Origin of the sequence: Croceitalea marina (genome assembly GCF_042684265.1) — a bacterium.
GTDB classification, from domain to species: Bacteria; Bacteroidota; Bacteroidia; order Flavobacteriales; family Flavobacteriaceae; genus Croceitalea; species Croceitalea marina.
Map to the genome: position 1 here is coordinate 180,229 of NZ_JBHULB010000006.1, position 19,931 is coordinate 200,159.

Below are 19,931 nucleotides of genomic sequence, written 5' to 3' on the forward strand. Positions count from 1 at the left end.
ATAAATTTCAAAATTCAGTTCTCGTAAAAACACTACTGTTTAACGATATTTTTGTTTTAAGCGTGCAGAACGCAGAGAATTCGGGCTTTCTACCGATAGATTTTTATAATCTTTTAGTGGTACCATATCTTTAGAATCCCAAATTAATTATAATGAAAACCTACAGAAGCCATATACTTCTTATTACCGCCCTACTCGGTATATTTGGCCTATTACCGATAACCTCTTTCACTAGCTACAACGCTTGTGAGTTTGCCAACAATAACTCTATCTACATTAAAGACCAAGCTTTACTTGCTTACGAAGCTGATGAGTTTAAAATGGTAAAATACCACGCTTACAAAGCTTTAACAGGAATCGAAAGAGCCAAAAACAGCTTTAAAGACTGTGGTTGTGACACTGCCATCGAAAGTATAGATCGTACAAAACTGAATCTAAAAAATGCAACAAAGTCGCCTTCTATTTATGACGCCAAGACTTTTGTTGAGATAGCGCTTAAAAACACAGCACTTAGTATTGACGCCTTAACCAAGTATAAAAAAAACAGCAAAAGCACTTATGGTGAGGGATTTTTAACCATGAACACCAAACAGTCTAAAGTGATTGTCAACGATATTATGGAGTTGGAAGGACGAACACTTTCTGATAAAATAGAAAACGGAGTAGCTAAATTTCAAAAGTCTTTAGAGAATATGATTGCTTCAAATGACTGTGCTACTGCTTTAAATTATGTACAAGAAACCCATGAAACCTCTTCAAAAAAATCAATAGATGAAAATGTTTCACCGGGTAAAAGACATTTTCATAAACGAATTAAAGAAGTAACGGCAAACGCACTTACCAAACTAAAAGATTGTAAATAACTATTTGCTCGCAAATAGCTTTACATCATCTTCAGTAACTTCTTTTCCTCCTAATATTATTAAACGTTCTATTACGTTACGTAGCTCTCGTACATTACCGGTCCAATCGTAGGTTTTTAGCAATTCGACAGCTTTTTTAGAAAAGTCTTTTGGTGCCGTGCCCTGTTCCGTGGCAATCTTTTTTGAAAAGTGCGAAATTAGCATTGGTATATCATCTCTTCGGTCATTTAAAGAGGGAACCTTTATTAAAATAACCGCCAAACGATGATAAAGGTCTTCTCTAAAATTACCTTCTTCAATTTCCTTTTTTAGGTCTTTATTTGTAGCAGCTACTACCCGTACATCTACCTTAATATCCTTATCGGTACCTACACGAGAAATTTTACTTTCTTGTAAAGCTCTCAAAACTTTAGCTTGGGCAGAAAGGCTCATGTCTCCTATTTCATCTAAAAATATAGTGCCCTTATTCGCGGCCTCAAACTTTCCTGCCCTATCTTTCACAGCCGAAGTAAACGCCCCTTTAACGTGCCCGAAAAGCTCACTTTCAATAAGTTCTGAAGGAATTGCAGCACAATTAACTTCGATAAAAGGGGCAGAAGAACGTTGGCTTTTTTCATGGATCCAATGGGCTACCAATTCTTTACCTGTACCGTTAGAACCCGTTATAAGAACACGTGCATCGGTAGGGGCAACTTTTTCGATCATATCTTTAATGACACCGATTTCTTTGCTCTCACCAATCATCTCATAATTTTTGCTGACCTTTTTCTTGAGAATCTTATTTTCAACAACCAATTCTTTTCTGTCGAGCGCATTACGCACTGTGGTCAGTAAACGATTCAAATCCGGTGGTTTTGAGATATAGTCAAAAGCTCCTAAACGCATCGTGTTTACTGCGGTGTCTAAATCGCCGTGACCGGATATCATAATAAAGGGAATTTCAGGCTTTAGCTTTCTAGCGGCCTCAAGAACTTCGACCCCATCCATTTTTGGCATTTTAATATCGCAAAGTACTAGGTCAAAATCTTCCTTTTTAATGGTTTCGATACCCTTAAGTCCGTCTTCTGCCTCTTGCACATTGTACGAATCACTTTCTTCACTTAATATTTTCACCAAAACTCTTCTAATCGCCGCCTCGTCCTCTATTACCAGTATTTTTGACATTCTTTTTTATTTAAAAAATTCCAATTTTAAAACCTCCCCTAAAGTACATATTTCCCTGATTGTTCAAGAGAAAAACTTCGTTACGCCAATCGTCTCGCAAGACCCCGTTCTGTGTCAAGGTATAGCCAAATAGGCCGTAGAGCGAAATGTACTTAGTTATATGATATTGATATCCAAAAGCCCCTACTAATGCGGATAGCGAAATATTGCTACCTAGTTCAGCGTCTGGCAGCACAATATCGTTTTGAATATTTATATAGTAGCCATCCAATAATAATGCCGTTTGTAAGGTATGTTTTTTTGAAGGGTGATATTTAAAGTTCATTCTAGGAATACCAAGGGTATATGACCAATTTGGATGAAACCTTTTATAGTAAATTACCAGAGGCAAAGGAAAAGGCAGCCCTGCATTACTATTGTACGCCAGACCTAAAGCTAAACGAAAAGGTTTTTCAATGTCCTTAACATCCTTTAGTAAAGTAGCCGTTAAATTCAACCGCATATCCTCGGCCAAAATTTCTCCTGTAAAATTTGAAGCCAAACGGGGTGTTACAATACCTATTAAACGCCAGTTATCATTCCATTTTGTAATATAACCAAGATTTAAGTCTATTACATATAGGCGGTTAAGTTCTCTGGTCTCAAAAGGAAATTGCACCGAAGTTTCAAAGTCAAAACGGTTGTATTCCGCACCGGTCACCAAATACTTATCATTCTTCAATTTAATAGGAACATTTACCAGAAATCGATATCTCGTTGTTTCGATTCCGCTATTGTTTTCTGGAACGTGGGTTGTTTCTATCCGCAATAGATCGGTGCTCTGGGCATGACAAAAAATACCAGCAAAAAACAGTAAAATTAGAACTCCAATACTAGTAACGCCGGTATTATACATTATCCTTATTAAGCTGTTGTTGAATAATGTGAACGTCACGCTGCGGGAATGGAATACTAATATTATTGGCCCTAAACTTTGTATCTATACGATAACGTATTTCACTTTTTATTCTTGGGTCACTAAAACTATCATTAATAAAAAAATTTACCGAAAAAAGTAATGCAGAATCTCCAAAATCATCAAACAGCACAAACGGTTTCGGATTTTTTAAAGCCCCTTTTTGTTCACCTACGGCTTCTAACAACAAGTTGGTCACCAATTCAACATCACTTCCGTAGGCAACACCGACACTAACCTTTTCACGAGTACTTTTATGGTTCTGCGTATAGTTATAAATAATATCACTTATAAAGTGATGATTAGGTATGATAATAACCTTGTCGTCTCTCGTAATGGCCCTTGTTGTTCGTAACTTAATCTCAAATACCTTTCCGACTTTACCATTTACCTCCACAATATCACCAACTCTAAGCGATTTATCTATTATTATGAATATACCACCGATAATATCTTGAAACAACTCTTGTAAGGCAAGACCCAGACCCACAAATAGTGCAGCGGAAGCGGTCAGAATAACCGTTACATTAATACCCGCAGCACTCATTGTTAATAAAATAACAACGACATAAACTACATATTTAATAAACTTGAAAATGCTGATAAATTTCAACTTATCGTCACTTTCCATTTTACGGGTAAATAATTTGCGGAGCCATTTTAAGACAAAACCTGTCATTATCATGGTCACCGTTAGCAGAAGTAAAAGCCCAACGGTAATATGAATTGAATTTTCACCTTCACCGTAGTGAAAACCCAAACCCAAAAACTCTTCAATAGAGCCCCAGATATCTTCTTTGATGATTTCTTCTATACCATTTTCTTCATCTTGAAGCATGTGCTAGTATTTTAACCATTTAAATAATTCACGATAGGTAGGTTTTTTACCATACATTAATATACCTACTCGATATATTTTGGCGGCAAGCCAAACGATACCCAAAAAGGTAATAATTAAAAGTACAATACTTGTTACTAATTGCCATAAAGGCACACCACCTTCGCCTATTCCGCCAGGCAATCGCATTAGCATCACAATAGGTGAGGTCAGTGGAAAAAGAGAAAAACCAACGGCTATTGGTCCATGAGGATTACTAAAAACCGAAAAGAAACCTACATAAATTGCCAACATCAAAGGTAAAATTATTGGAAATATAAATTGTTGGGTATCCGTTTCATTATCCACCGCGGCACCAATAGCAGCATAAATAGAACTATAAATTAAATAGCCTAGTATAAAATAAATAATAAAAGACACCAATAATAACAATAATGGTAGATTGAAGAATTCTTTTGCCCAAAACTCCATTTCATTTTCTTGCGGAGTTGGCATATTCATCATAGGGTTAGAGGTTAACGCAGGGTTTGAAGCCATAACACCCAAATCGATATCGAGTACCAACAAAGCAACAATGAGCAATAATGAAGCTGAGAAAATCCAGATAGCAAATTGCGTTAATCCAGCCAACGAGGTACCAATAATCTTACCTAACATCAATTGAAACGGTTTAACCGAAGAAATAATCACCTCGATTATTCGGCTTGTTTTTTCTTCGATTACACTTCGCATTACAAAGCCCCCATAAATAATGATAAACATCATAATCAGGTAACCAAATGCCCCACCAACAAAAGCTTTCATCATATTTAGTCCTTTTACGTTTTCTTCGCCTTTAAAAGTTGCCGTTCGTATATCAAAATTCTTTTCTATACTTGCAAAATCTTCTGAGGAAACCCCTATTTTTTGCAACCTGTCTTGCCTTAAGCGATTTTCAAAAACCCGTTCCAACCTTTCCAAAATATAACTTACCGGGTTATCCTTAGTATATAAAAAGGCACCGTTAGATACTTTCTCTAGACTCTCTTCTTTAGGAATATAAAGCAGTCCATATAAGCCCATTGAAAGGGTAGAATCTTTGGCAGTTTCAAGGTCTAAATCTTTATACTTTATATAAGAAACAGATGCCGATGCATTAAATTCATTTGAAAAGTAATCACTCTCATTTAATACCGCTATTGTTCTTTTCTCACTGTCGTTCACCTTGGTCAAGAATGCAATCAAAACTATCATGCCTACCATTAAAATAGGACTCAAAAATGTCATAATAACAAAAGACTTGTTTCGAACTTTCGCTAAATACTCCCGCTTTATTATCAATTTAAGCTTGCTCATGCGTTCTTAGAATTAACGGTTTGTATAAAAATATCGTTTGCCGAAGGTATCGTTTCATTAAAATGATTAATGTTTCCCAAAGCCGCTAATTTCTTAAGGATGATCGAGGTATCATCTGAAGGTAATTTTACGGTAAAATCAAACTGTTTTTCTTCGGTGTTGAATTCTGAATGCGTAATTTCAAAGGCCTCATTTAAATCCTGTAACAGGCTTTCAGTATTTTCTTCAGTCTGCAAACCTATCTTAAACACATTGTTCTTGTAGGCCTTTTTTATATCTGAAAGTTTCCCGTCCAATAATTTTTCAGATTCATGAAGCAGTGTAATATATTCGCATAATTCTTCAACAGATTCCATTCGATGGGTTGAAAAAATAATGGAAGTTCCTTTTTCTTTTAACGACAGAATCTCATCTTTTATCTTATTGGCATTAATCGGGTCAAACCCGCTAAAGGGTTCATCAAAAATAAGCAGTTTCGGTTCGTGCAATACGGTAACAATAAACTGTATTTTCTGGGCCATTCCCTTTGATAGCTCTTGTATTTTCTTGTTCCACCAATCTCCTATTTCGAATTTCTCAAACCAAAATTTTAAGCGTTTTTTTGCTTCCGTTTTAGAAAGCCCTTTTAATTGTGCCAAATAGAGCGCCTGCTCCCCTACTTTCATACTTTTATACAGACCTCTTTCTTCTGGTAAATAACCTATAGCCGCAATATGGTGAGGTGCTAAAAGTTCACCATCAAAAAATACTTTTCCGGTATCAGGAAACGAGATTTGATTAATGATACGAATTAAAGTAGTCTTACCAGCTCCATTAGGTCCGAGCAAACCGTAGATACAATTTTCAGGAATTTCAAGGGAAATGTTGCTTAGTGCGGTGTGTGTTCCAAATTTTTTAGAAACCCCCTCGGCAACAAGTATATGGCTCATTCAGTTATTTTTATTAGTGGTAAAGATATCGAAAAGGTTCTATTGCCAACTTTATTAAAAAGGCACATTTCTTAATTGAAATTGCCCTAAAAACAAAACCCACCCTTAAAACAAATCAAGGATGGGAAAAAAATTGCTATGAAAAAGAAAATTAGATACTGTAAAACAGTATCAATTCCAAATATACGTTTTTTATTTAATTCTAAAATTTTATTTGATTAGGAGAACATATCTTTTACTTTCTCAAAGAAAGACTTATCAGATTTCTCTGGTTTAGGTACGAAATTTTCGTCGTTTTGCATTTTCTCGAAAAATTCTTTTTGTTCACGATTTAATTCCTTCGGAGTCCAAACATTAACATGAACCAAAAGATCACCTGAACCATATCCATTAATACTGGAAACCCCTTTACCTCTTAGTCTGAGAATCTTACCCGATTGAATACCTGGCTCTAATTTGATACGCACTTTACCTCCAATAGCATCAATCTCTTTTGAATTGCCCAATACCGCTTCCGAAAAACTAATATATAGGTCGTAATGCAAATTATCACCTTCTCTTTTCAATGTAGAATGCTCCTCGGTCTCAATGGCTACTAATAAATCTCCCGAAATTCCGTTACCAGGAGCCCCATTACCTTTTCCTGAAACTTTAAGCTGCATACCTTCTTCAACACCTGCAGGAATTTTTATGGATACGGTTTCTTCAACTACCTTTAAACCTTGAGCATCCGCCCCACTAGGTCTTTGGTCTATCATTTGGCCTGCTCCGCCACAAGTGCTACAAGTTGCAGCAGTTTGCATTCTACCTAAAATAGTATTGGTTATTTTGGTTACTTGCCCATTACCATTACAAGTAGAACATGTTTTATAGGTTACTCCGTCCGCTTGTACTTTTCTTCGAACTTTTACCTTCTTCTCTACTCCATTTACTATTTCTTCTAAGGTAAGTTTAACACGAATACGAAGATTACTTCCTTTTACTCGCCTTTGACCGCCGCCACCAAAACCACCAAAACCACCGCCACCGAAAGCACTGCCAAAGATATCGCCAAACTGACTGAATATGTCATCCATATTCATGCCACCGCCACCAAAGCCGCCACCTTCAAATGCCTGATGGCCAAATTGATCATACTTTGCACGTTTGTCTGGGTCGCCTAAAACTTCATAAGCCTCGGCCGCTTTTTTGAACATCTCTTCAGCAGCAGCATCACCAGGGTTTTTATCAGGATGATACTCAACGGCCTTCTTACGGTAAGCTTTTTTTATCTCGGCCGCCGAGGCGCTTTTGGAAACACCTAATATTTCGTAAAAATCTTCCTTCATAAATTGGTCTTAGTTACCTACTACAACTTTTGGGTGTCGAATAATTCTATCACCAAGCTTAAAGCCTTTTTCAATAACGTCTATAATTTTGCCCTTTAATTTCTTTTCAGGGGCAGGAATTTGAGTTACCGCGTCGTGCATCTCAGCATCAAACGCATCTCCTTGACTTACCTCCATCTCCTCCAAGCCTTTATTCTTTAAGGTTTCTCGGAATTTGTTATTTATCAAATCAACCCCTTTGAACAATTCTTTGTCTTCAGATTTAGAAATTTCTTTTAAAGCTCTATCGAAGTCATCCATAACAGGAAGAAGTGAAACTATTACATCTTGTCCTGCTGTTTTAAACAAATCCATTCGCTCTTTAGAGGTTCTTTTCTTGAAATTTTCAAATTCCGCAAAAAGACGCAAAAACTTATCCTTCTCTTTGGCAAGGTCTTCACGAAGTTGTTCTTCTACGGAAACCTCTTCTTCTTGCTGTTCTTGCCCTACCTCTTCGTTAAGTTCAGTTTCATTAACGGATTGTGAGTTTTCCATTTCTTCATCCATTTCTTGAACCTTACTTTTTTTACTCATGTGATTAAAATTTATATCATTTCAAAGATGGCAAAAGTACTGCCAATTGACTCAAAATGTCAAAATGTCATCACTATTTATAAAAAAATCCGCCCTATGGCGGATTTTGTTTTGTTTCGAAAAAAGTTCTCGCTAAACGTATTCTTTGGAAAAAGAAGACATCGTTTCTTCTTTTGCGGCTTGTTTCCCGTAAATTTCTTTTAAAGCGTCACAAACAGATTTAAAATTAAATTTAAAGCCTTTTGTTTCAATTCGCTTACTACTAACGCGTTGGCTAGCGAAAAGCAAATATGACATTTCCCCAAGAATTGTTTTCATCGCAAATTCAGGGATGTTTGGCAGAAATAAAGGTTTTTCCAACACTTTAGCCAATTCTTTAGTCATTTTGGTATTGGTCACAGGGTTCGGTGCTACCCCATTGTAAATACCTTTAAGATTATGCGCTATTGCAAAAACGAACATTCTTGCCAAATCATCTACATGGATCCATGATTGCCATTGTTCACCAGAACCAAATGCTGCACCAACATAATTTTTTATTGGTCTTGCCATCCGCGGCAGTGCTCCGCCTTCATTAGACAAAACGAGGCCAATTCTAATTTTTGCGACGTTAAAACCAAAATTTTTAAACGTATCTATTTCTTCTTCCCAAGCTTTTACGACATCACCCAAAAAGCTCTCGTCGACCTGTTGCTCTTCTTCGATATAAAAAGAAGAGAGGGAATTTGGATAAATACCTATTGCCGAAGCGGACACTAAAGAGGTAATTGTGTCTGAGCCAGATTTTTCGATACCTTCTTTTAAGGTTCGTAAACTATCGATACGACTATCTAAAACCTTGGACTTGTATGAAGTCGTCCAACGTTTTGATATGCTTGCTCCTGCTAAATTAATAATGGAAGTAACACCTTCAAAGCAATCTAAATCAATCTCATTTTTTACAGGATTCCAATAATATCCATTATAATTTTCTTTTGCTACAAGTTTTGCCTTCGAAGTGGTCAAGTAATTTACCTGAATTCCGTTATCATTCAATTCTCTTACAATCGCTTTTCCTACCAAACCAGTCGCGCCTGTAATCAGTACCTTCATGCTATCCTTTTTTACAAATGTATATGATTCAAGGGCTGATGAAGAATACTTAAAAAAGGTTTAACAGTATTGTTTAAGGCTTAGGTTAATTTATCTAAAAAATACTAATAGCTCTTAAGAAGACTTTATGAAAACCATTTATTTTGTCGCTCTCAACATTTCTCGCTTTCCTGGTGGGCCAGGTAAACGCTCTACATTAAAACCGACCGCTTGCATTGCTCTGCGGACACTGCCTTTAGCGGAATAGGTAACCAAAATACCCCCTGGTTTTAAAGCCCTGAACATTTTTTCAAATATAGCCTCTGACCATAATTCTGGTTGCACCCGATAACCAAAAGCATCAAAATAAATAAGGTTGAACAAATTTTGATACGCTATTTCTTGAAAATCCGATTGACTTTTAAAAAGTAAGAAGTCGGGTGTTATTTTTTGCCGCTTGCCCCATGCTGATTGGTGCATTAGAAAAAAATGCTCTTTAAAGGATAAAAGATTAAGTGTCTCAATATAGTTCAAGGCTTCTACTTCTTCCATACTTACAGGAAAAGCCTCTACACCTTCATATTGAATTTTTAAACCCCTTTTTGTCGCTTCCGAAAGGGTTATCAACGCATTAAGTCCGGTCCCAAATCCAACTTCGAGCAATGCGATTTCATCATTTTTAAATTGGTCAAGACCATTTTTAATAAAAACATGATAGGCTTCTTGAACGGCTCCATGAATCGAATGGTACTGCTCATTCCAATCTGTTATTTGAATGGTCTTAGAACCGTCACCGGTAGTAATAATTTTACGCTCCAAATCACTTTTTAATTAGTACCCCGTCAGCTTCAAAACGTAGCGTTTTCTTTGGTTTTGTGATTTTTTCTATTTCATCTTTAGTTGCTCCTTTGTCTTCAGCATAGTGTCTTTGCTCGTCTACGGATACCTCTTCTACAAAAGCCTTTCCATTCATGACAACCTTGTTGCCAGAAGCATCTAAGGGCACAAAAAAACCATAGTCCTTAAATTTTACGAAAACTTCTTTATTTCCTGCTAAGTTAACTTTCATCCAACATCCTTTGGCTTGGCAAACTTCCTTTATTGAACCAATAAGTTGTGTGGTAATGGTATCTTTTGCTTGAATATTTTGATATACTATAGAATTATCTTCAGCGCCTTCGACCTCTTCAAAATTTGCTCCGAATGCTCCATAATTTTTGGAGGATGCATTGTCTTGAGCATAAGCACCTGCAAACATGAAACAAACCATTAAAATGATAGTAAAAATGTTAAATCTTTTCATTGTACTTAAAAATTAGTTACACGTTAACAAAACAACGGATTTAAAATTAAGAAAAAGGTAAAAACTTATGATAAATAGCTAATTTTAACTTTTATAATACCTTTTAAAATGAATGCTCAACTAATGAATATAGCAGTAGAAAAAGTAACGTCTTCAAAAATCAATGAAGTTGATTTTGACAACTTGGCGTTTGGAAGTGTCTTTTCTGATCACATGCTTGAGTGCACCTATAAAAATGGCGCTTGGGAAACACCGAAAATTGTTCCCTACCAACCCATAACTTTGGATCCATCTTCAAAAATCTTTCATTATGGACAATCCATTTTCGAAGGCATGAAAGCCTATAAGGATAAAGATGGAGGTGTTTGGCTTTTTAGACCATTAGAAAATCAAAAACGCCTTAATATTTCTGCAAAACGTATGGCGATACCCGAATTGCCGGAAGAATATTTTATGGAGGGGCTAACTTCCCTTTTACAGGTAGATAAAAACTGGATTCCTGAAAACGATGGAAGCTCGTTGTATATAAGGCCTTTTATGTTCGCATCGGGCAATGGTTTTCACGCTTCACCTGCCGATGAGTATAAATTTATAATCGCTACCGCCCCCTCTGGAGCTTATTTTTCTGGAAAAGTAAGAGTACTTATTGAAGAGAAATATTCTCGCTCAGCGAACGGTGGTGTTGGTTTTGCAAAAGCAGGAGGTAATTATGCAGGTCAATTTTACCCTACCCAATTAGCTAAAGCCAAAGGATATCAACAAGTTATCTGGACAGATGACAACACACATGAATATATCGAAGAAGCCGGAGCAATGAATATTTTCGTAAGAATAAACGATACTCTTATTACAGGGCCGACCAGTGATCGTATACTTGACGGAATTACGCGAAAAAGTATTTTAGATATAGCTGCAGATGAAGGTATTAAAGCCGAGGTTCGAAAAATAAGTGTTGCAGAAGTGGTTGCGGCAGCAAAATCAGGGGAGTTAAAAGAAATGTTCGGTGCTGGTACGGCAGCCGTGGTTTCTCCAATTTCTGGTTTTGGACATCAAGGCACGGATTATGACCTACCTGAGTTGGAGAACAGCTATGCCATGCAATTGAAAAAGCGTATTACGGACATACAATATAACAGGGCCGAAGACAAGTTTGGATGGCGCTATAGGGTTATCTAATAAAAAAAGCGCCGATGGCGCTTTTTTTATTTTTTTAAGATAGCTTCAATATTCGGTTTAAAGTAATTGGGTCCCTTAAGTACTTTACCATCTTCACGATAAATGGGTTTTCCATCTGCACCCAACTTGCTCATATTGCTCCTCTGAATCTCTTCAAAAACTTCTTCAATTTTATATTGCATACCATGCTCTAAGATTGTTCCGCAAAGTATATACAACATGTCGCCTAAAGCATCTGCAACTTCGACCAAATCATTATTCTGGGCGGCCTCATGATATTCCTTATTCTCTTCATCCATCAAATTAAAACGCAATAAGTTTTTTGCTTTGCCCAAATCTGCGGTCGGTTCATGCTTAATACCAAGTCCGAATGCACTGTGAAATTTTTCTACTGCAGCTATTTTATCTTTCATTGTTTAAATCAATTAAATTTGCGCTAAAATAAATGTTTTATGTTCAGCACCGGACAATTGATTTTTGCAGTATTTTTCGCGATATCTTTTATATCCCTTATCATCTTTTCTTATAAAAAAGACAAAAAAATACATTTAAAGAATTACAAAGGTGTGGTTTGGGTGGTGTTTTCGTTTGTATTTTTCTTAATATTTCTCTTTTTAATTAAATACTTCCTTAAAAATTAACAAGAAAATTACTTACACCACAAAAATTTCGACTTTCACAACATAATTGGGCTCTTGAGCTTACAATATAAGAAAACACGTACTTTTGTAGTGCAAAATTAACGAAGACCCATGATTACATTTTTTAGCATTCTTCTTGTACTGCTTGGCATTAATATTTTGCTACTTGTGTTTAGTTTAAAAGGCGTGTCTGGAAACAGTAAAAAGAACATTCATAAGATTTCTCAGAACGCTGTTCCTAAACTTTATCCTGAACAATACTCGAAAACCTCCTACAAAAAAGCTGTTTAATTTATATCTTTATAAGGATAATTAATATGCTGGTCGAGTCGTTATTTTAAAAAGACTGTCACTACGGTTTTTATTCCTCTCCTTTGCATGAATTAAGGACAAGTAAATGAAGCAAGTCTTATTTGTATTTATAGGTGGTGGTTTAGGTAGCGCACTAAGGTTCTTAATAGCAAAAGCCTTAAACCCAACTTTTCAAAATTTCTTTTTAGGTACTTTCTTGGTTAATATACTAGGTTGCCTACTAATAGGTCTCATACTTGGTTTTTCAGCGAAAACCAATTTTCTATCTGAAAATCATACGCTTCTTCTAGCTACCGGTTTTTGCGGGGGCTTTACAACATTTTCAGCATTTGCATTTGAAAAACACTCTTTATTAAAATCTGGAGAACTACTTCATTTTTCAGTTTATACTCTTTTAAGCATCGCCATAGGTATTATGGCTGTCGCACTTGGGCTATGGCTTACCAAGTCTTAAATACTTTTTACCTCTATCGTTCAAATACTTAATTACCTAATCGAGTTTATTAAACCGATTATCTGGTCACGCGTTTACTAAACTTTTTAGTAGAATCAACAATAATATATTTTTTTCGTATTTAATTTGAGATACCCCTAAAAAAATAGGGGTATATATTTTTTTGTCGTAAAAATACATATCAGACCCTTATTAAATTAACCTTTATTTAAGTATTAATATATATTTGGACAGTTAACTAACAAAATCAATTATGAAAAAAGTCGAGGCAATTATTCGAAAATCAAAGTTTGATGAGGTGAAAAAAGCACTTCATGAAATCGAGGTGAACTTCTTCAGTTATTGGGATGTAACCGGAGTAGGCAATGAAAAACAAGGTCATGTATATCGTGGTATTTCATACAGCACTACAGATATTCAAAGAAGATATCTTTCAATAGTGGTATCTGACGAATTTCTAGAAAGAACCGTAAACACACTATTAGAATCTGCAATGACAGGTAATGTAGGAGATGGAAAAATATTTGTCTCTGAAATCAGTGAAGCGTACAGAATTAGAACCAAAGAAAGCGGTCACGCAGGAATCAACTAAAACTAACCAACGAACATTTTTAATATGGAAGCAGGATTATTTACAGCAAACAACGTATGGATGATGGTTTGTACCGCACTGGTATTCTTCATGCATCTAGGATTTTCTTTTTTGGAAATCGGACTAACACGACAAAAAAATACGGTAAACATTTTATTTAAAAATGTTTTTATCATTACCGTTGGACTTTTACTTTATTATATCGGAGGCTTTAACTTAATGTACCCTGGTTTTGAAGAGGGGGCAACTGGTTTTTTCAAATTTGCCGGTTTCGGTATTGCGGCACCAGAAAATGGCATGACCCCAGAATATGCAGATGGAGGTTACACGTGGTGGACGGACTTCCTATTTCAAGGGATGTTTGCAGCCACTGCAGCAACAATAGTTTCTGGAGCTGTTGCTGAACGCGTAAAGCTTGGTGGCTTTATGATTTTCACTATTATTTATGTAGGCCTAGTGTATCCTATTGTAGGTTCATGGCAATGGGGTGGAGGATTTCTTTCTTCACTTGCTTATGGAGAAGCAGAAGGCTTTTATGACTTTGCAGGCTCAACATTAGTTCACTCCGTTGGTGGATGGGCAGCTTTAATTGCAATTTATTTATTAGGGGCTAGAGTTGGAAAGTTTGGAGAAGATGGAAAACCAAAGGCAATACCAGGTCATAATTTACCATTGGCAGCAGCAGGTGTGTTAATTCTATGGTTAGGATGGTTTGGTTTTAACGGAGGCTCAGTTTTATCAGCCGATCCGGCAGCTACTTCTTTAGTATTAGTAACCACTTGTTTAGCAGCCGCAGCCGGTGGTGTTGCAGCATTTTTAACCTCAACTGTACTTTATAAAAACTATGATTTGACCATGTTCTTAAATGGTATTTTAGGTGGTCTAGTCGGTATTACAGCAGGTGCGGACCAAATGTCACCAAACGAAGCAGTCATTATCGGGCTTATTGCCGGGGTAATCATTGTATTAGGTGTGGCATTAATTGATAAGTTAAAACTTGATGACCCAGTAGGTGCAGTTGCAGTTCACTTGATATGTGGAATATGGGGAACTTTAGCCGTGGGGATTTTTGGAGCTATGGCTGGTTTCGACCAGTTCTTGGTTCAGCTGGCGGGAGTTGGCGCAGCAGGAACATTTTGTTGCCTTTCTGCCTTCATCATTCTATTCATAATCAAAAAAGTGGCAGGCTTACGAGTATCAGAAAAAGAAGAACTAGAAGGTTTGGATATTCATGAACATGGTATGGATGCTTATCCTGACTTTAGAACAAACGAGCACTAAACCTAAAAAAGGAAACGGAGCACTTGGCAGAGTGCTCCGTTAATAACCTTTTCAACAAATTAATCAGTTACAATTAAACTCAAAAATTTAATAGCGCCTTTTGGGTGCCCTAAACATTGAAATATGAAAACGATTATAAATACAAATTTCGTAAAAAATTTATTTTTGGCAGGTTTTGCATTAATGTCAACAGCTTCTTTTGCGCAAGAGGAAGAAGAAACAGAAAAGAAATTTACACTTGGGGGTTCGGTCGATACCTATTTTAGAACTAACTTAAGCTCAACAGATGTTGGCGCCCAAAATCCGGGGACCTCTTTTGCAGATGGTACCGGCTTTAATCTAGGTATGGCTAATTTAATTGCTTCTTACGAGAGCGGTAAAGTAGGTGCCGTGGCCGATTTAGTTTTTGGTCCAAGGGGCGATGCCGCTGTAGGTGGTGATATTCCTTATGTAAATCAACTGTACGCATATTGGAATGTTTCCGAAAGTACTACGCTTACTTTCGGTAGGTTCAATACATTCTTAGGGTATGAGGTTATTTCCCCAACAGGAAATTTCAACTACAGTACTTCTTATTTATTCTCTAGCGGTCCTTTTTCACATGTAGGATTGAAGGCTGATTTTGCCTTATCAGATGATTTTAGTTTAATGCTGGCCATTATGAACCCAACTGACACCAACTTTAATTCAGGAACCGGAGCTTATTCTTTGGGTGCACAACTCGGTTACTCTGGTCAGTATTTGAATTTTTACTATGACGGCGGAGAAGTCTTAGGGTTTGAAGTTGACTACACTGGCGGTGTTGATTTATCTGATGACTTCTTTTTGGGGATAAATGCGGCATTAGCTACGGATGAAGGAAACGGTTTTTACGGCGCAGCGTTGTATCCACAGTATAAAACAAGCGAGGCTTTCACGCTTGGTTTGAGAGGTGAATATTTTCAACCAACAATTGACGGTATCGATACAGGAGATATTCCATCCGTTTTAGGATTAACATTAACAGGGAGCTATAGTGTGGACAATTTAACTTTTAAACCAGAAATTAGATTGGACAGTTGGAGCGATGATGCTCCGGTATTTTTTGACAATGACGGAGAAGCAACAAATGGATTGTCTTCATTCTTAATTGCAGCAGTCTATTCTTTCTAAATAATAGAGGACATATAAATTCTTAAAGTCCTCCAACGGCATGTTGGGGGACTTTTATTTTTTATCGAAAGCCTTTACTCCTGCCATCACCTTAGTTTTCAAATAATTTTGCCTTGGCACTAAGGGGCAGGAGTATTTTTTATTGTAAGCACAATATGGGTTATAGGCCCTGTTGAAATCGATAATAATTGTATCTCCTTCCGGAATCGTTAAGTCTATGTATCGGCCTCCTCCATATGTTTCATCACCATTGGTTTCATCTAAAAAAGGTAAAAACAGATAGTCTTTATATTCTTCCTTTTCTATAAGACCTAAGCTTTGATAAATTTCAAGTTCATGTTTTTCACCGTTAAGCTCAAAATGAGCTATACCGTATAAAAGCTCCTCTGTTTTTCTATCCGTAGTTGTAGCTAGCATAAAAGGCAGGGCATCAGGTGTTCGTTCAAACCTTGCCTCAACAATATAACTTGTATCTGGTTTAAAGAAATCTAGCTCTTCAAAATCTTTCCGATACCTATCAGGCAAAGGTGAAGTTTCGGGGTCTTTGTACTCAGCATTCAACTCCTCTTGAAAATTTAAAATGGCAGCGATTCCTTTTGATGCAGCCATTTCTGCATCGCTATTAGTGTCATGGTATTTTTTATCTTGACCACAGGCTAACAACGAAAAACTAAAAAAGAATAAGATTATCTGTCTCATACTACAAAAATACTAAGGATTTCCTTTTTAAATTTTTACCTTGAAATCCAATTTCAAATTTACAGGATGCGAAACATAGTTCTCATTATAATATTGGGTTTTATCCTCTTTGAATGTAGAGAAAAAACACCCGCAGTAGCTAAAAAAGAAAAAAGACATCTTCCTAAATTAGAGCCAAACAGGTATAATGTAGCCTTTTTAATAATGGACGGAGTCTATAACACAGAGTTTACAGCACCATATGATATCTTTCAGCATACGCAGTACAGAAAAGGCATTAAAGCCATGAATACCTTTACCGTAGCTAATACGCTTACTCCTATAACATCTTTTGAAGGCGTTCGTATTTTACCAGATTTTGACTATACTGAAGATTCGCTCCCTAAAATTGACATCTTGGTTGTACCGAGTGCCGAACATCATTTAGATACTGACCTTAAGGACACTATCATGCTAAATTTCATTAAAAAAGTTGATAAAGACGCCCTGTTTATGACCTCACATTGTGATGGTGCTTTTGTTTTAGCCAAAGCAGGATTACTAGATAGTGCTGTTTCTACTACTTTCCCCAGTGATATTGGCAGCTATAAAAAGATGTTTCCAAAATTGAAGGTAAAAGACAGCGTTTTATTTGTGCACGATGGAAAGTACATTACCTCTGCCGGAGGGGCTAAAAGTTTTGAAGCAGCACTATATCTCTGTGAGTACCTCTATGGAAAGGAAATTGCAGAGTCGTTAGCAGGCGGTCTTGTAATTGATTGGAATTTATCGGAAGTGCCGAAATTTATTAATCGGTGATTTTATAACGGGCCTCGTCAAAATACTTCTCTACTAATTTATTATACTCCGGTGCTATGCGAAGTAGCGCTGTATGCTCTAACCTATCAAGCCTCTCTTTGTTTTTAAATCCCTTTTTAAAGGCTTCTTCTAAATAAAAAAGTGCCGTGCCATATTCCTCATATTTTGAACTTAATGAAATTACATTTAAGTAGTAATCATAGTTTTTTGGCTCACTGATTGTTTTAAGCATAGATAACAAAATCAAAGCTTCATCATCAACAATTTTTTCAGACTTTACAATATCGATGTTATCTTCTATGAGGGCATTCAAAAATCCGTAGAGGCGTTTGCCCATTTGTCGCTCAGCTTCCGTATCACCCTTAATAAACTTGTTCAATTCGCCTACCTGATAATTCCACCAGCCCAAATTATTATAATTATAGGTGTATAAATCTTCTTCTAAATAATAGATATAATCTTCCCTTAGAAGCTCTTCCTTGAAAAAAGCAGCACTTTCGTTTCTTTTCAAACTTCGATATTGCTTATCCTTTTTAATATTTTTTCCTATGGTTTTTAGCGAGTCTAAATCTTTATGCGTTCGGTATACATTAAGCATTTCAGAGATTTCTCTATCTGCCAAGAGCAATTTTTGTTCTTTCTTTAATTGTTCAATAAGAGTAACATCTTCATTGTAAGCTCTTTTGATGTATAAAGAATCTTTGATTTCGTGGCCTTTTGCCATTGCCGATAAAGTAAATAGCCGCAAGGCTTTCTGAAGATATACGGCCTTAGGCCATTCTTTTCCGCCATCAAATACAAGCAGGTTATTTGGAATGTTAAGTCCATTTAAAAATTTTTCATGCGATAATAAAGTTGGATAGTCATAATCTTCTTTACCCACTATACCAATAAAGTGAAAAGGATTTTTAGAAGTTAGAAGTTCCACATTCGCCAATCCGGCACCACAAGAAATTACGCCTTCGATATCTTTAAAAAAAATAGGCATCAAATTGGCCATACGTCCACCACTATCAAAACCAGCAGTATAAATTCGGTTTAAGTTTATCGGCAGTATGCTATTTACTTTAGAGAGCATCCGCTTGGTTATAAGCACATTTTTCGCTACCGATATTGAATCGTTGACAGCGTTGGAAGCAGCTAAAATATAATTCTCTTTTTCGGCAACCTGACGAAACATCCCTAAAGCCTGCTTACCTCTTCCCTCACCATCAAATACGAAAAGAATTGGCCATTGTCCTTTATTTTCAAATTTTGTGGGCAGGTATAACGAAAACGTTTCTTGAATAGAATCTTTGACGGCTATGGAGTCTATAATTGCACCCTTCTGCAAAACGAGACCTTGAGAAAAACTAAAATTTAAAACAAAAAATACAAGAAGTACAGGTAAATAATTTCTTTTCATACAGCAATTACATCAAAAATCTAGCCAAAAAGATTCTGGATATTCCATAAAATTAACGTTTTTATGTGTTACCTATTTTAGTTATGGGAACATTCGAAGCTACATTTGACAAAATAATATGCGTTCTTGTCTCTCCATAGGTTATTAAGGTATCAATAAACTGTTCTAAATGGAACTGATCTTTTAAAACTACTTCCATTATAATATTTTCATTACCAGTAATTCTATAGCAGTTTACTACCTCATTAAAGGTATCAACCTTACTTAAAAAGGGTTTCAATTTACCGACGAAAGCCCTTAAAGCAACTATCGCCCTTAGTTGCAATCCGATTTTTGAATGAGAAATAACCGTATTATAACCTTCAATTATTCCCAAATCTTCCATCTTCTTTACGCGCTCCGCCACCGCTGGGGGAGTTAGCCCAACTTTTTTTCCAATATTCACAAAGGACTCCCTTGCATTTAATTGCAAACACTCTAGTATTTTCCAATTAATCTTATCTACTTTGTTTTCCAAAGTCTTATAGTTTTAATTCTTCTTTTAATAAAGTAAAAAAAACTTTATCATTTATTTTATAAATTTAATTTTTATTTTTCAGATGTAATTTTATGGTAGAAATTTTTTTTGAAAAAAGATGAAGCACACACCCTACTACGCATTACCTGTTTATCAAAAATCGCTAGCACTTCATGATTTAAGTTCGGCGGTAGCTTCATATTTCTCAAAGGAAAAAAATATTTTGAAGCTTAAAAAAACCGCTAGTTTGAGGGAGCAAATTGCAAGTTCTTTATTTATAGATTCTAATCTAATTGCTAAACAGATAGAGCAGGCCGTAACCACTAACTCATATGAAGCTAGACTACAAAGTGCCTCTTTTATTAATACGATTACAAGAAATTTAAGCTCATACTGCAATGGCCTTGATTATGATGGGGTTAAGGAAAAAGAGTATGTAAACTTATTGCGCAGGGAGTTAAAATCTTTCCGCGTTTCCTTTAAGCAATGGCGTAAATCTTTGAAATAGATACCTTTAAAACTTTTAAAAACAGGCCGAAACAAAA

General features: G+C 36.2%; 22 protein-coding genes. 8 read left to right on the forward strand and 14 right to left on the reverse strand.

The window, feature by feature from the left end:
* Positions 1-152 precede the first annotated feature (152 nt).
* Positions 153-863, forward strand: a complete 711-nt coding sequence (locus ACFSQJ_RS02870) for a hypothetical protein (protein WP_377765381.1) — start codon at positions 153-155, stop codon at positions 861-863.
* Here ACFSQJ_RS02870 and ACFSQJ_RS02875 read toward each other — a convergent pair whose 3' ends face one another.
* The 10 genes from ACFSQJ_RS02875 to ACFSQJ_RS02920 form a co-directional block, all read right to left on the reverse strand.
* Positions 864-2,027, reverse strand: a complete 1,164-nt coding sequence (locus tag ACFSQJ_RS02875) for a sigma-54-dependent transcriptional regulator (RefSeq protein WP_377765382.1) — start codon at positions 2,025-2,027, stop codon at positions 864-866.
* A gap of 10 nt (positions 2,028-2,037) precedes the next feature.
* The gene (locus tag ACFSQJ_RS02880; RefSeq protein WP_377765384.1) at positions 2,038-2,922 is read right to left on the reverse strand and encodes a DUF6268 family outer membrane beta-barrel protein; all 885 of its coding nucleotides are present in this window, start codon (positions 2,920-2,922) and stop codon (positions 2,038-2,040) included.
* Positions 2,915-3,820, reverse strand: coding sequence for a mechanosensitive ion channel family protein (locus ACFSQJ_RS02885; RefSeq protein WP_377765385.1), 906 nt, complete (start codon positions 3,818-3,820; stop codon positions 2,915-2,917). The genes ACFSQJ_RS02880 and ACFSQJ_RS02885 overlap by 8 nt, the downstream gene beginning before the upstream one ends.
* Before the next feature lie 3 nt (positions 3,821-3,823).
* The gene (locus ACFSQJ_RS02890; RefSeq protein WP_377765386.1) at positions 3,824-5,155 is read right to left on the reverse strand and encodes an ABC transporter permease; all 1,332 of its coding nucleotides are present in this window, start codon (positions 5,153-5,155) and stop codon (positions 3,824-3,826) included.
* Positions 5,152-6,084, reverse strand: a complete 933-nt coding sequence (locus ACFSQJ_RS02895) for an ABC transporter ATP-binding protein (protein WP_377765387.1) — start codon at positions 6,082-6,084, stop codon at positions 5,152-5,154. Before ACFSQJ_RS02895 ends, ACFSQJ_RS02890 begins: the two co-directional genes overlap by 4 nt.
* A gap of 218 nt (positions 6,085-6,302) precedes the next feature.
* Positions 6,303-7,412: a molecular chaperone DnaJ gene (dnaJ, locus tag ACFSQJ_RS02900; protein ID WP_377765388.1), complete on the reverse strand. Its 1,110-nt coding sequence runs from the start codon at positions 7,410-7,412 to the stop codon at positions 6,303-6,305.
* A gap of 9 nt (positions 7,413-7,421) precedes the next feature.
* The gene (locus ACFSQJ_RS02905) at positions 7,422-7,985 is read right to left on the reverse strand and encodes a nucleotide exchange factor GrpE (protein ID WP_377765390.1); all 564 of its coding nucleotides are present in this window, start codon (positions 7,983-7,985) and stop codon (positions 7,422-7,424) included.
* A gap of 132 nt (positions 7,986-8,117) precedes the next feature.
* Entirely contained in the window at positions 8,118-9,077 is a 960-nt protein-coding gene (locus tag ACFSQJ_RS02910; RefSeq protein WP_377765392.1) for a TIGR01777 family oxidoreductase, read from the reverse strand.
* A 138-nt stretch (positions 9,078-9,215) separates the two neighbouring features.
* Positions 9,216-9,875 (reverse strand): tRNA (5-methylaminomethyl-2-thiouridine)(34)-methyltransferase MnmD, encoded by a 660-nt coding sequence (mnmD, locus tag ACFSQJ_RS02915; protein WP_377765394.1) that lies wholly within the window; start codon positions 9,873-9,875, stop codon positions 9,216-9,218.
* A 1-nt stretch (position 9,876) separates the two neighbouring features.
* A complete protein-coding gene (locus ACFSQJ_RS02920) occupies positions 9,877-10,359 on the reverse strand; it encodes a DUF4920 domain-containing protein (RefSeq protein WP_377765395.1) in 483 nt (160 codons plus the stop codon).
* A 123-nt stretch (positions 10,360-10,482) separates the two neighbouring features.
* On the opposite strand from ACFSQJ_RS02920, the gene ACFSQJ_RS02925 reads away from it, so the two are divergent.
* A complete protein-coding gene (locus tag ACFSQJ_RS02925; RefSeq protein ID WP_377765397.1) occupies positions 10,483-11,535 on the forward strand; it encodes a branched-chain amino acid aminotransferase in 1,053 nt (350 codons plus the stop codon).
* A gap of 26 nt (positions 11,536-11,561) precedes the next feature.
* On the opposite strand, the gene ACFSQJ_RS02930 is transcribed toward ACFSQJ_RS02925, so the two are convergent.
* Positions 11,562-11,948 carry a pyrophosphohydrolase domain-containing protein gene (locus ACFSQJ_RS02930; protein WP_377765399.1) on the reverse strand — a complete coding sequence of 129 codons (387 nt, stop codon included), beginning with the start codon at positions 11,946-11,948 and terminating at the stop codon, positions 11,562-11,564.
* A gap of 625 nt (positions 11,949-12,573) precedes the next feature.
* Between ACFSQJ_RS02930 and crcB the strand changes: the two genes are divergently transcribed.
* The 4 genes from crcB (at position 12,574) to ACFSQJ_RS02950 (ending at position 15,967) form a co-directional block, all read left to right on the forward strand.
* A complete protein-coding gene (crcB, locus tag ACFSQJ_RS02935; RefSeq protein WP_377765400.1) occupies positions 12,574-12,942 on the forward strand; it encodes a fluoride efflux transporter CrcB in 369 nt (122 codons plus the stop codon).
* A 253-nt stretch (positions 12,943-13,195) separates the two neighbouring features.
* Positions 13,196-13,534, forward strand: coding sequence for a P-II family nitrogen regulator (locus ACFSQJ_RS02940; protein WP_377765402.1), 339 nt, complete (start codon positions 13,196-13,198; stop codon positions 13,532-13,534).
* A 24-nt stretch (positions 13,535-13,558) separates the two neighbouring features.
* Complete coding sequence (locus ACFSQJ_RS02945) at positions 13,559-14,815, forward strand: ammonium transporter (RefSeq protein WP_377765404.1); 1,257 nt, start codon at positions 13,559-13,561, stop codon at positions 14,813-14,815.
* 123 nt (positions 14,816-14,938) lie between these two features.
* Complete coding sequence (locus ACFSQJ_RS02950; RefSeq protein ID WP_377765405.1) at positions 14,939-15,967, forward strand: outer membrane beta-barrel protein; 1,029 nt, start codon at positions 14,939-14,941, stop codon at positions 15,965-15,967.
* 54 nt (positions 15,968-16,021) lie between these two features.
* On the opposite strand, the gene ACFSQJ_RS02955 is transcribed toward ACFSQJ_RS02950, so the two are convergent.
* Complete coding sequence (locus tag ACFSQJ_RS02955; protein ID WP_377765407.1) at positions 16,022-16,666, reverse strand: DUF1684 domain-containing protein; 645 nt, start codon at positions 16,664-16,666, stop codon at positions 16,022-16,024.
* A gap of 66 nt (positions 16,667-16,732) precedes the next feature.
* Here ACFSQJ_RS02955 and ACFSQJ_RS02960 point away from each other — a divergent pair, with 66 nt between their 5' ends.
* Complete coding sequence (locus ACFSQJ_RS02960; protein ID WP_377765409.1) at positions 16,733-17,464, forward strand: DJ-1/PfpI family protein; 732 nt, start codon at positions 16,733-16,735, stop codon at positions 17,462-17,464.
* Here the strand turns inward: ACFSQJ_RS02960 and ACFSQJ_RS02965 are convergent.
* Entirely contained in the window at positions 17,454-18,869 is a 1,416-nt protein-coding gene (locus tag ACFSQJ_RS02965) for an alpha/beta hydrolase (protein ID WP_377765411.1), read from the reverse strand. The two genes, ACFSQJ_RS02960 and ACFSQJ_RS02965, sit on opposite strands and share 11 nt — an antisense overlap.
* A gap of 61 nt (positions 18,870-18,930) precedes the next feature.
* The gene (locus ACFSQJ_RS02970) at positions 18,931-19,386 is read right to left on the reverse strand and encodes an Lrp/AsnC family transcriptional regulator (protein WP_377765412.1); all 456 of its coding nucleotides are present in this window, start codon (positions 19,384-19,386) and stop codon (positions 18,931-18,933) included.
* 118 nt (positions 19,387-19,504) lie between these two features.
* Between ACFSQJ_RS02970 and ACFSQJ_RS02975 the strand changes: the two genes are divergently transcribed.
* Complete coding sequence (locus ACFSQJ_RS02975) at positions 19,505-19,894, forward strand: hypothetical protein (protein WP_377765414.1); 390 nt, start codon at positions 19,505-19,507, stop codon at positions 19,892-19,894.
* Positions 19,895-19,931: the final 37 nt, after the last annotated feature.